Below are 12,183 nucleotides of genomic sequence, written 5' to 3' on the forward strand. Positions count from 1 at the left end.
ACTTTGTTAACGGGAGCAAAACTCATGGGTAGACTATCTAATATTAGGAGTATTTCTATGCCAGTCAGTGGACATAAAAAAATGAAAACTCTAAAAACCCGTTCTCAGTTTGGAAAAGACGTATAGCTTAATTAAATTTTTCCTTAATATTTTGACCGTCTACTTAAGCTAAACATTTAGCACAGGACTAACCGATCCAGGGATAGGATACACCCGAATAGGGTTACTAAGATATTTTGTATTTTACGATACAGAAAAATATACGGTTTAACCCATTCCTGACTTAAAATCAATCACCAACATAAATGGGGCTTCTGGATATGACACAACTTATTGGCACAGCCAGCAACGATTTATTAACCGGGACACCCGAACCCGATGAAATCCTAGGATTTGCTGGAAATGACACCTTACAAGGATTAGCCGAAAACGATACCCTCAACGGAGGCCAAGATCAAGATTTGCTCTCTGGGGGTATCGGTAATGATCTTCTATTTGGGGATATTGGCAACGATACCCTAGAAGGAGACTCAGGAGATGACCTGATTTATGGCAATGCTGGAAATGATCAACTCAATGGCGGTGAAGGTGCGGATCTGCTATTTGGTGGACAAGGCAGCGATACCTTATTTGATAGTGGTGGCAATGATCTGCTATTTGGAGATAGAGGAAACGACCTACTTTATAGTGGAACCGGAGTCAATGAACTTACCGGCGGTGGAGGTTCCGATGTATTTGTAATTGGTCGAGAACTGCTCGACGGTCAACTTGATATTGTGACTGATTTTCGGATTGGAGTCGATTTAATTGGATTAACCAATAACTTAAAATTTAGCGATTTACGGTTCGTACAAGTCGGCAACGATACCGTTATTGAAGATAAATTAAGTAATCAACAACTTATTCTAGTTCAAGAAATCGAAGCCACAGCCCTCAATAATCAAGCCAACTTTACTCAATCTATTGAAAGCAGTACGCCGATTATTGAGTTTAGCAATACCACTCCCCTGCAAGTTCAAGAAGGTGAAACTTCAGCCCTATTAGTCAATGTTCAACGGGCTGGTTCTCCTTTAAATACGGTTAGTGCCACCCTTGGCTTAAAAACCGATACCGCCACATCCAGCGATGTCAGTTTAGAAGCCGTTGAAGTCATCTTTCAACCTTATGAAACCTTCAAGGTTGTCTCCGTTCCGATCAATATTGTCGATGATCAGCAACCCGAACCCAATGAAAGCTTTCAGTTAACCTTATCGAACCCGAAAGGTGGTGCAACCCTGGGAGAATCTGAGGCAGTAGCTGTCACCATCACAGAAAATGATGTCAGTTCATCTTCTTCCCCACTCCCAACGACATCACCTATCTTCATTCCCCTACCGCCCTCCCCCTCCACCATTAGTGTGTCTCTATCTCCTGATACAGTTGCAGAAGACTCCGAAGTACCCTTAGTGTATACCTTCACCCGTCAGGGTGGCTCACTAGATTTGCCGATTAATGTTAACTTCAGTGTTGGGGGTACAGCTAAACTCGGAGAAAACTATACCGTTACTGGGGATAGTAGCTTTACCGATACCCAAGGCAGTGTTTCCTTCCCAGCAAACGTCACTACCGCAACAGTTACAATCTTTCCCATTAATGATGATCAATTTGAAGAAGTTGGAAAAACCATTGATCTGACTTTGGTAGAATCCGGCTTTCTGTACAGTGCCAATCCCCAAGAATCCACCGCTCTAGGAACCATCACTAGCGAAGATCCTCCACCCAAACCTCCAGTTTATAATTTTAGTCAGGCTGAATATTCCGTCTTTGAAGGTGATCCAGACATTCCTCAGAAAGCTAGTATCACCATTGACCGCAGCTTTGATACAGATTTGGCATCTAGTGTCAAAATTCTCCTGACTCCTGCTTTACAAAACGGCGGAACACCGGGCATTGACGTGGAACCGACGGAAATCTCCCTAGATTTTGCTGAAGGCGAGAGTCAAAAAACATTTGAAATCCCTATTATCGGGGATAACACCATTGAGCCGTCCGAAGTCATTATCTTGTCATTTGATCCAGACAACTTTCAACCCAGTGGACAACCTGGAACTATCAACCCCCAAGCCACCCTCAATATTAACGATGATGATGGCCCCACTACTTATGACTTCGCCGACAAATTCTTCCAAACCCTCGAAGGTAACTCAACCAATGTGACTCAGGTTGTTAAAATTGAGCGTTCTGGGGATATTAATCTAGATTCTTCTGTTAATGTTAATCTGACCGGAGTTAATGCTGTTCCCAATGTAGACTTTGCTCCAGGGCCAATCACGGTTAATTTTAAAGCCGGAGAAATCAGCCAAACTGTTCCAATTACGATTATAGGGGATCTTGGATCTGATCAGAACAAAACCATTAATCTATCCTTAAGTGTTCCTCCAGGCAGTTTAGTTGGAAATCTCCATCCCACTGCGGATTTACTGGTGATTGATGACGATAATGTTCCAACCTATGATTTCACGAATAATGTTTATCAAGTGCGGGAAAATAATACCGACATTACCTACAGTGAAGTCACCGTAATTCGTTCAGGAAAAGTTGATCTAGCTTCATCAGTTACAGTTAATTTGAATACAGGTTCCCCCAACGGAGCTACCCCAGAACAAGACTATACCCCCTCTGAAATCCCCCTACAATTCCAACCGGGAGAAACCAGCAAAACCCTACAAATTACTATCAAAGGAGACGAAGTATCTGAATCTAATGAAGCGATCGCTCTGTCATTTTCCAACTTTGATAATGAGGGCCAAGCCGGAACAACTGCACCCGACGCTATTCTGACTATTGCAGATGATGATTCCCCGCCCACCTATAATTTCGTACAGAACAACTATGAGGTTGAAGAAGGGGATACGTCTAGTCAGTTTAATCAAGTTGAAGTCGCTCGTTCAGGAGATCTTAGTCAACAGTCAAGCGTTGATGTAGTGTTGACCAGTGGTACTGCTATCTCCGGTACAGACTTCAAGGCTGGGGCAATACCACTGACCTTTGCTCCCAATCAAGATAAGCAAACGGTTCCGATTGAGATTATTGGCAATGTACGGGTTCAGCCTGACCGAACCCTGCAACTTTCCTTTGCTAATTTTGATAAAAATGGACAAGCTGGAAACGACAACCCCACAACCGTTGTCACCATTAATGATGATGATAAGGCTACCCTGAGTCTCACGACTGTAGAAGCTATTGCGACCGAACCCACCACCACGAAAGTCGAAAATGAAAAGCCCAAAAACGGAATTTATCGCATTAGTCGCGCACCTGATACTTATGGAGATTTAACAATTAATCTCGCGCTGACACCCGATAAAATCACTGCCAACGACTACACTCTGACAACTTCAACAGGGCAAGCCATCACGATTAACAATGACTCTACCGCCGTTCTTACTCTTCCCAATGACCAAACCAGCATCGATATTATCCTGACTCCGATTGATGATATTCCCGCAGAAGCTGATGAATCCTTGACCTTGGCTTTGGCGGAAGGGGATTACAAGATTAGTCCGAAAGAAAACACTGCAACGGTTACGATTCAAGCCAATGATACCGCCGTTACCCAACTCGGTGATACCACCAGTCAAGCACCAGAAGATTATGCTTTAGTAGAAGGTTCCTTACGTCAAGCGATTCTGAATGCTGAATCCCTCACTGGAGAAGATACGATTACTTTTGTTGACAACGCTTCATCGGGGGTGATTAACCTCACAGGTGCTTTACCTGCCCTCAACAGCGATATCATTTTCGACGGCCCAGAAGCAGATCAACTTACGATTCGTCGGGATACGGGAGGGGACTATAACATTTTTAACGTCAATGGAGGCAATGTCACGATTGATGGATTGAAACTCACCAATGGCTTCCCGTCGGGAACCATACCCAGTAGCTCCAGTACCACCACCGGCAGCCGAGGCGGTGCAATTAATATTACTTCATCGACGAGTAATGTTCAGATCATTGATAGTTGGCTAGATGGAAACCAAGCTAATAACGGAGGAGCCATCGCCAACTCCGGTAAACTGACCATCCAAAACAGCACTATTAGCAATAATAAAGGTAGTAACGGGGGCGGTGTTATCGTTATTGATGGTCAAGTCCAAATTATTAATAGCACCATTGCTAACAATACAGCTAACATCGGGGGTGGGGTGTTTAACTCTGTGGCGGAGTTGACAATGACTAATAGCACGGTAGGTTTCAACCAAGCGACCGGAAATAGTGGCGGTGTCCGAAATATTGGGGGGGTCAGCAATCTGAAAAACACGATCATTGCCAGTAACAAGGCTCCTCTTGATCCTGATGTGGGAGCCTCTATTGAGTTTGCGTTCAATAGTGGTGGTAACAACTTAATTGGAGACGGAACTGGAGGGGAAGGCTTAGTCAATGGGGTTAAGAATGATATTGTAGGCAGTAGCACTACCCCCATTGATCCATTACTGAGTCCTTTACAAAATAATGGGGGCACCACACCGACTTTAGCCTTAGACAGCACTAGCTTGGCGATTAATGCAGGAAATAATAGCTTTGCTATCCCCTATACAGACCCCGGACTATTTGACCAACGGGGGCCTAACTTTACCCGGATTGTTAACAATATCATTGACATTGGGGCATTTGAATCTCAACTGATTTAATCAGTTATCAGTTATCAGTTATCAGTTATCAGTTATCAGTTATCAGTTATCAGTTGTCAGTTGTCAGTTAATAGTTGTTAACCCAGAACTAAAAACTAAAAACCGATAACTGATATGACTGACTATTTCACTGCGGCAGCACGGGCAGCGGCGGCTTCATCAGGATGAATATTCAGACGAGTCAGATTAATCCGACCTTTGCTGTCAATTTCCCGAACTTTGACAATGACCTCATCCCCGACAGAAACCTCATCTTCAACACGAGGAACCCGGTAATCTGCTAATTGGGAAATATGAATCATCCCTTCTTTACCCGGAAGTAATTCTACAAAGGCTCCAATCGGGATAATCCGCGTAATCCTGCCCACATACACATCCCCAGCATTCAGTTTGCGGGTCATGCCTTGAATAATTTGATAAGCACGGGCGGCATTCTCACTATCGGTTGAAGCAATTGTCACAGTACCATCATCGTCAATATCAATTTTGACTCCGGTTTCTTCGGTAATCCCCTTAATGGTTTTCCCACCAGGGCCAATGACTAAACCAATCAAATCAGGATCAATTTTTAAGGTTAACAACCGAGGCGCGAAGGGAGACAAATCAGAACGAGGTTTGCCAATGACCTCTAACATTTTTTCCAGGATATGCAGTCGGGCAGGTTTCGCTTGATAAATAGCATCTGCCACCGTTTTCATCGGTAGCCCAGTGATCTTCATATCCATTTGTAGCGCGGTGACTCCACTATCGGTTCCTGCCACTTTGAAGTCCATATCTCCCAAAAAGTCTTCAATTCCTTGAATATCGGTGAGAATCCGAACTTCTTCCCCTTCTTTAATTAACCCCATCGCCGCCCCGCTTACGGGTTTGGAAATGGGAACCCCGGCATCCATTAACGCTAATGTTGATCCACAGACCGAACCCATTGAAGTTGAGCCGTTGGACGATAATACTTCTGATACGACCCGAATCACATAGGGAAACTGATCCTTAGAGGGTAACACAGGAACTAAGGCCCTTTCTGCTAAAGCTCCATGACCAATTTCTCGCCGTCCCGGTGCCCGCATGGGTTTTGTTTCCCCAACGGAATAAGGCGGAAAGTTGTAATGGTGCATATAGCGTTTTTCTTCTTGGGGATGCAAATCATCTAAATCCTGAGCATCCCCTGGCGTTCCTAAAGTCGCAATGGACAACACCTGAGTTAAACCCCGATTAAACAAGGCACTTCCATGTACCCGTTTCGGTAAACAACTCACCTTACAAGATACCGGACGGACTTGATCTAAGTTGCGACCATCTACCCGGACGCTATCTTGGACAATTTGCTGACGCATTAATTCCTTGGTAATGTCCTTGAAAATCTGACTTACCAATTTAGAATCCTCGGTTGTCGCCACCCGCAGTGGATCATCTTCGGGTAACGCCTCAATGGGGGTAACTATTTGTTGTTCCTTAATTTCATCCAAGTGGGCATCCCGTGCCGTTTTATCCAAGTCATATTGTTGGAGAACTTGTTTAACCGGGAGAGTCACGCGATCGCGGATAAATTGGATTAAACCCGTATTTCCTTCCGGGGGTTCTCCGGGTTTTAATTCAATCCCCAAGTCTCGCATCAATTCTTCTTGGGCTTTGATTAAATCACAAACCGCTTCATAACCAAAATCAATCGCCTCGATGATATCCTGTTCGGGCAGTTGGTTCGCCCCGGCTTCTACCATGACTACGCCATCGGGGGAACCCGCCACGACTAAATCCAAATCCCCGTTCTTTACTTCCCGGTAGGTGGGATTGATAATAAAATCATCTCCAACTAATCCGACTCGTACCGCAGCCATCGGCCCGAAAAAGGGAATTTTAGCTAAAATGACGGCTACAGAAGCACCTGTCACGGCTAACACATCCGGTGGCACCTGTTCATCCATGGACAATGTTGTGGCGACAACCTGAATATCATCCCTGACCCAATGGGGAATTAAAGGACGTAAGGGACGGTCAATTAAACGACTCGTCAAAGTGACCCGATCCGGCGGACGACCTTCCCGACGTAAGAATCCCCCTGGAATTCTTCCCCCTGCATACAGTCGTTCTTCATAGTCTACTAACAAGGGCAGAAAATCTATTCCAGGTCTGCCTTCGGCGCGAGTCGCAGTCACTAAAACTGATGTATCTCCAGACTCGATTAAAACGGCTCCACCTGCCTGTGGCGCAAGTAAACCTATTTTGAGTCTAATATCCCGTCCATCAAAGGATATTGACTTAATGATCTCTTCCATGTATTTTATCTTCCTTCTTCTTCCACGATTCTCTCTCTGTCGCCATCGTAACACGGTGATGATGATCGGTCGGGAGCGTTTACACGTTGGCAGTCAACCCTGAGTTATCAACAGTGAACTGTATAGCTGCCTTGATTATTGCCTCTACCGTTACTCTTGATCCCTAACAACCTTATCATCGCTTTTTTAAGATTCTATTCCTGAGTTGGGAACCCTTGTGATTGAAAGGATCGGCCATTCAAGTTTAGGAACTTGGAAAAAATCACGATGTCACAAACAGAGAGGGAGTTTTAAAGTTGGACTAAGGTTTCTGTTCTTCAATCTCATCTGAACCCTGAATTGAGGTTGATTTCGACTGACTATGAGTGTTTGAGAAACCTGAGTTCAGTTTTTCATTATAGTTCCTGACCTTCTCAATCCTCTCGATTTGGGTCAACAAATGTGATTTTAACGGAACTGAGATTAACCGGGTGTTTTTAAATACTGGGTTTTGGGCTAATTTTAACTTTTTATCAGAATTTGAAGCAATACGTTACATTCGACACATTGGTGAAGCATTGCAGACAGTTCACGAAAGACATATATTACACCGAGATGTAAAAAAGCCAAGAAACATTATTATTCGAGATAATAGTTTAGAACCTGTATTAATTGATTTTGGAATTGCTCGTCATTGATGGGAGCGGGAATTTGGTTAATTGCGATCGCTATTTTAACAAAAATTTAACTTTTCCTCCGCCGGGAGTTGTGTTAATCGTTGGTGTTATTTTGTTGGCGATCAGACTAATTAAAAATCGTGTTCCCTAACCGAACAACTCCCTTCTTTAGTAAAAAATTTGATTTCTAATTCCGTTTAAACTTCGGGTTATTCTGAAATTTTAGCCCGTTTTTTACGAAAAATTCCGGTTAGATTAAGCCCTGTAATTAACATAGCAATTAATCCTAAACCTATTAAAGCAACGTAAATGGTTCTTCCAAAGGAGCCGAAATAAGTACCTTGGTGAACTCTTAATAAGAGTTCAGAAATCTTATCGGGAATATGAAACCAACTATCCCCAAGTCGATACAAAATGCCCGTTGATGCACTCAAAAATAAAGGTAAGAATACAATTGGTGCTAATATTTGATGAATTTTTCTGGCATTTAAAGGTGAGTTTTTTGGGGCATTTTTACGTTTTTCTTGTGCTAACCGAACCATTGTTAATCCGGTGACAATCATAGCAATGAGTCCCAAACCTACCAATAATACATAAATCGGAACTAACCCTTCTCCTAGAAATTCCCCTTGATGAATAATCAGTAAAAAATCTGCTTTTTCTTCTGACAGCCCCATCAAATTTCTGCCCAAACGATAAGTCATTCCGGTAAAGGCTGTTAAAAATAAAGGAATAAATACAATCGGTGCAATTTTACGATGAAATTTCCGAAATTGAAGATTTTGCATTATGATTAACCTGAATCATGATAGGATTGTAGGAAGGTAAAATTTTTCGTCTTTCAAGGTTAACAGATGAAATCAAAAGGGTTTTTACGATAAAATTGAGAAAGACGATGATTCTAACCCTGAATTTCAAGATAAACCTAAAAAGTGACAAACTGGTGACGACTTCAGAAGTTACCCATTAAATTTACTGATGATTATAGAGCTTTAGGGATTAGGTAGACTGGGAAAACGCACCATAAAACAGCTACCCTTTCCTAATTCACTGGTAACGGTAATTTCTCCTTGATGATGTTGGGCTAAAGTTTGAGCGATCGCTAATCCTAACCCACATCCGCCTTCTCGTCGAGTTCGAGCTTGATCAGCACGCCATAACCGATCAAAAATTAAGGGTAAATGTTCAGAAGAAATCCCAATTCCCGTATCTTTGATGCACACCCAAACCCATTTTTCTCTTTTTTCTAATGATACCATAACTTTTCCCCCAGTATCAGTATAATAAATTGCATTTTCAATTAAGTTTAGGAATAATCGCCAAAGTTGATTTCCATCGCCTTTTAAGTTGACTTCACTCTGAATATCTAAGTTTAACTTAACTTCTTTTTGTTCAGCTTTAGGAGAGAGAAATTCGACTAAATCTTCTAACAGTTCATGGAGAGGAATAATTATCCACTTTGTACTGATAGAAATAGAGGGTTGATCTGTGCGCGCTAGGAGTAATAAATCTTCTACTAAGCTTGTCATTTGATTGATACCACTAGCGATGGCTTTTAATTTATCAATATCAGCCGGATGAATGCGTTCGGGATGACTTTGCATAACTTCTACACAAGTTCTAATTCCCGCTAAAGGATTTCTCAATTCATGGGACGCATCGGCGGTAAATTGTTTGAGTTTTTCAAAGCTTCGTTCAATGGGTTTTAAAGATTGTTTGGTTAACCACATTCCTCCAAAAGCTGTTAATCCTGATACTAAAATTCCCCCCAACATCATCCCTAATCTTAATTTTTTGAGTACCATTTCAATAGATTCTGTAGACTCACTGATTCGGACATAACCCATAATTTTTTTTTGTACTTTGGGTTCTTGGTTCACTTGTAAAGTTAGGGTACGAATTTTCTGATTATTGACGGTATAAGTTTGATTATAATGGGATAAATCAATAAGAGGAAAAACTTTCCCTGCTTTAGCAATTCGTTGGCGGTTCTGATCAAACCATTCAACTCCTTGACTCGGTTGCTGAATATTTTGCCAAGGAATATCTAAATCCCCATCATTATCTAATTGCAGATAATTAGGCTCTTTAATATTTATTTTCTGTTCTTTTATTTCTGCTAAACTATGAATAGCTGCATCTGCTAAGGTTAGTAATTGACGGTCTAGTTGTTGATATAAACTAAAGGAAAAAAATTCATAGACAGCAATCATTGAAGTTGCAGAGATTGCCATCATCACCCCTAAATAGGAGAGTAATAACCGCCAGCTTAAAGATCTAAATTCAGGATTAATCACGTTGCGTTTTGAGTCGATATCCCAAGCCATATACTGTCTCAATTAATGTAGAGGATGCTCCCACTATTTTCAGTTTTTGCCTTAACCGTTTAATATGGGTTTTAACTGTATCATCACCCGGAATATCTTCAAAAGACCAAAGGTGATCTAAAATCATTTCTCGTGAAAGCACTCGTCCAGGATTTCGCAAAAATAATTCTAACAACCCATATTCTTTAGGCGTTAAAGATAAAATTTCTTCACAATATGTTACTTCACAACTATTGGGATCTAGGCGAAGATTTTCCCATTCTAATACAGGAGGCAAAGCGGAATTTCCTCGCCTTAATAAAGCTCGAACTCTAGCTAATAACTCTTGTAAATCAAACGGTTTAATCACATAATCGTCAGCCCCCACATCTAACCCTAATACTTTATCGGCACTGGTATCTTTGGCTGTTAACATCAATACAGGTGTTGTATTCCCTCGTTGTCTTAATTGTTGACAAAACTGAATCCCATTGAGTCGAGGTAACATCACATCTAATATAATCACATCATAAGCAGCCGATTCCACAAACTCCCACCCCATCTGACCATCATGAACAACATCCACTACATAATGATGATCCATGAAGGCTTCAGCTAAGGCTTTTGTAATTCGTTCATCATCTTCGACTAATAAAATCCTCATGTTTGTTAATCAATACAACCTAAAATTTAATCCAAGGCTACCGTAGAAAAGGGGGTCGTTTTGTATCAGTATCGGGTTTATTTTTAGCAGATTCAGCGAGGAACCGTTTTAAAGCTTTTTCGCGGTTTTTCATAAAAGCACTCCAAAAGCCGGGTTGAAACTCATCCATCGTTTTCGCTAAAGCCCAAACATCGATAGCTAGGATGTTGTACAATCGTTCGTCTTCGCGCTTGAGCGTGTTAATCTGCTCTAGTAGTTTGCGTTTAATATTAGCAGTTGATTGATCTTCGTCGTTAGTTGTCATGTTGAACGTCCGATGACACGGTATATCCGAACCCTGCTTTGTTTCCAGAAGCCAGCGTTGAATATAGAAATATAGGTTTTCTCTAATAAACCATTAAACAGAGTCCTAGCTTAAAATCAGAGAGTGAATTTTCGCGGACGAATAGTGATTTATAATATGTTACGTCAAACTTCTCTGGGCGCCCTGGGTTTAGTGGTAGGTGGAATTTTAACCGTAGTGGGTTTTGCAGCTTATTTTGCAGATAATGCTACCTTAAATTTAGCTGGATTTTTCTATGGTATTCCCCTATTATTGGGGGGACTCGCCCTCAAAGCAGCAGAATTAAAACCCATTCCGATGACTCAAGCGACATCCTCTGAGGTTTTAGCGGTACGAGAGCAACAAGCCACAGAGACTCAGAATCAAATCCGCAAAGATGTCACCCGTTATCGCTATGGCCAAGAAGCCCATTTATCTGATACCTTAGAACGTCTGGCACTGGGCTCCAACCGAGAAGAACGTCCTGTCCTCCAAGGGATTCGAGAAACCCTCATTAATGGTTCCTATACCCTGATTTTACAGTTTTATTCCCCCTTGATATCCCTAGACACTTGGCAAAATAAACAAGAGAAAATCGCTAAGTTCTTTGGCCCTGGTCTTAAAGTTGAAATTACCCAACCCCAAGAAGAACAGATTGATGTGGCTTTAATTGTAGAAAATTAAATCCTAGGAAATAAGGCTGGGGGGTGGCAACCCGCCCGAAATGCTGATGGGGGAAAAATAGACAGCCAAGCTTTTATCAACCCTGTTGATATGCTGTAACCCTTATTAGGTCTATATCTTAACCCTCTTTGTCACCCCCCCCAGATCATTTCTAAACTTTTCTACAGCGTTGGTCAACGTCAGGGGGTGAAAGTTACTTCTCTAACCGCACCGCATACCATTGCAGATATTGACCTGCACCCACATCTAGGTCACAGCTTGTATCAAGCAGATACTTGGCTTGTTCTTCAATGGTGGTAAAGCACTGTAAATCTCTGGGTAAGTTGTCTTGACACTCCGCCAAAACTGATTTGAGCTTAGACAGCAGTTCCTCAGCACTCAAGAACTGTTCGGGTTGGTTCGTTTCTAACACCACAAAGGTGTCTTCGTTGTACATTAAGGCATCTGGCATAGGTAATTTCTTAATATTTGATTGTGATCGAGTGGAAGACGGTCATAATACGGGACAATTGTGACTACCCCCATGTTACGATCAAGTTGAATACCGATAATTCCGACCGAATTACTGGGGTTTGAAAACAATCGGGTTGAACTGGAGTTGATCACAA

9 protein-coding genes are annotated in these 12,183 nt (G+C 42.0%); 3 read left to right on the forward strand and 6 right to left on the reverse strand.

Features of this window, described 5'->3' with window-relative positions; all coding sequences use genetic code 11:
* Positions 1-320: 320 nt before the first annotated feature.
* Positions 321-4,670 (forward strand): Calx-beta domain-containing protein, encoded by a 4,350-nt coding sequence (locus NMK36_RS27910; RefSeq protein ID WP_072717531.1) that lies wholly within the window; start codon positions 321-323, stop codon positions 4,668-4,670.
* A 122-nt stretch (positions 4,671-4,792) separates the two neighbouring features.
* Here NMK36_RS27910 and NMK36_RS27915 read toward each other — a convergent pair whose 3' ends face one another.
* Entirely contained in the window at positions 4,793-6,943 is a 2,151-nt protein-coding gene (locus tag NMK36_RS27915) for a polyribonucleotide nucleotidyltransferase (protein ID WP_072717529.1), read from the reverse strand.
* A 470-nt stretch (positions 6,944-7,413) separates the two neighbouring features.
* Between NMK36_RS27915 and NMK36_RS28880 the strand changes: the two genes are divergently transcribed.
* Positions 7,414-7,620 (forward strand): protein kinase domain-containing protein, encoded by a 207-nt coding sequence (locus NMK36_RS28880; RefSeq protein ID WP_281250303.1) that lies wholly within the window; start codon positions 7,414-7,416, stop codon positions 7,618-7,620.
* Positions 7,621-7,808: 188 nt separating this feature from the next.
* On the opposite strand, the gene NMK36_RS27925 is transcribed toward NMK36_RS28880, so the two are convergent.
* The 4 genes from NMK36_RS27925 to NMK36_RS27940 form a co-directional block, all read right to left on the reverse strand.
* Positions 7,809-8,387, reverse strand: a complete 579-nt coding sequence (locus NMK36_RS27925) for a PepSY-associated TM helix domain-containing protein (protein WP_072717526.1) — start codon at positions 8,385-8,387, stop codon at positions 7,809-7,811.
* 204 nt (positions 8,388-8,591) lie between these two features.
* Positions 8,592-9,926, reverse strand: coding sequence for a sensor histidine kinase (locus NMK36_RS27930; RefSeq protein WP_072717524.1), 1,335 nt, complete (start codon positions 9,924-9,926; stop codon positions 8,592-8,594).
* Positions 9,889-10,569, reverse strand: coding sequence for a response regulator transcription factor (locus tag NMK36_RS27935; RefSeq protein WP_254175120.1), 681 nt, complete (start codon positions 10,567-10,569; stop codon positions 9,889-9,891). The genes NMK36_RS27930 and NMK36_RS27935 overlap by 38 nt, the downstream gene beginning before the upstream one ends.
* Before the next feature lie 37 nt (positions 10,570-10,606).
* Positions 10,607-10,873, reverse strand: a complete 267-nt coding sequence (locus NMK36_RS27940; RefSeq protein ID WP_072717520.1) for a hypothetical protein — start codon at positions 10,871-10,873, stop codon at positions 10,607-10,609.
* 156 nt (positions 10,874-11,029) lie between these two features.
* On the opposite strand from NMK36_RS27940, the gene NMK36_RS27945 reads away from it, so the two are divergent.
* A complete protein-coding gene (locus NMK36_RS27945; RefSeq protein ID WP_072717518.1) occupies positions 11,030-11,575 on the forward strand; it encodes a DUF2854 domain-containing protein in 546 nt (181 codons plus the stop codon).
* 193 nt (positions 11,576-11,768) lie between these two features.
* Here the strand turns inward: NMK36_RS27945 and NMK36_RS27950 are convergent, their stop codons facing one another.
* Positions 11,769-12,026 (reverse strand): chlororespiratory reduction protein 7, encoded by a 258-nt coding sequence (locus NMK36_RS27950; protein ID WP_072717517.1) that lies wholly within the window; start codon positions 12,024-12,026, stop codon positions 11,769-11,771.
* Between the last annotated feature and the right edge of the window lie 157 nt (positions 12,027-12,183).

It is taken from the genome of Planktothrix pseudagardhii (genome assembly GCF_904830925.1).
In the GTDB taxonomy this organism is placed as follows: domain Bacteria; phylum Cyanobacteriota; class Cyanobacteriia; order Cyanobacteriales; family Microcoleaceae; genus Planktothrix; species Planktothrix tepida.

What these genes read in the sequence shown, in the direction of transcription:
- NMK36_RS27910 (WP_072717531.1), top strand. Translation starts at nt 321, where the DNA reads ATGACACAACTTATTGGCACAGCCAGCAACGATTTATTAACCGGGACA.
- NMK36_RS27915 (WP_072717529.1), bottom strand. Translation starts at nt 6,943, where the DNA reads ATGGAAGAGATCATTAAGTCAATATCCTTTGATGGACGGGATATTAGA.
- NMK36_RS27925 (WP_072717526.1), bottom strand. Translation starts at nt 8,387, where the DNA reads ATGCAAAATCTTCAATTTCGGAAATTTCATCGTAAAATTGCACCGATT.
- NMK36_RS27930 (WP_072717524.1), bottom strand. Translation starts at nt 9,926, where the DNA reads ATGGCTTGGGATATCGACTCAAAACGCAACGTGATTAATCCTGAATTT.
- NMK36_RS27935 (WP_254175120.1), bottom strand. Translation starts at nt 10,569, where the DNA reads ATGAGGATTTTATTAGTCGAAGATGATGAACGAATTACAAAAGCCTTA.
- NMK36_RS27940 (WP_072717520.1), bottom strand. Translation starts at nt 10,873, where the DNA reads ATGACAACTAACGACGAAGATCAATCAACTGCTAATATTAAACGCAAA.
- NMK36_RS27945 (WP_072717518.1), top strand. Translation starts at nt 11,030, where the DNA reads ATGTTACGTCAAACTTCTCTGGGCGCCCTGGGTTTAGTGGTAGGTGGA.
- NMK36_RS27950 (WP_072717517.1), bottom strand. Translation starts at nt 12,026, where the DNA reads ATGCCAGATGCCTTAATGTACAACGAAGACACCTTTGTGGTGTTAGAA.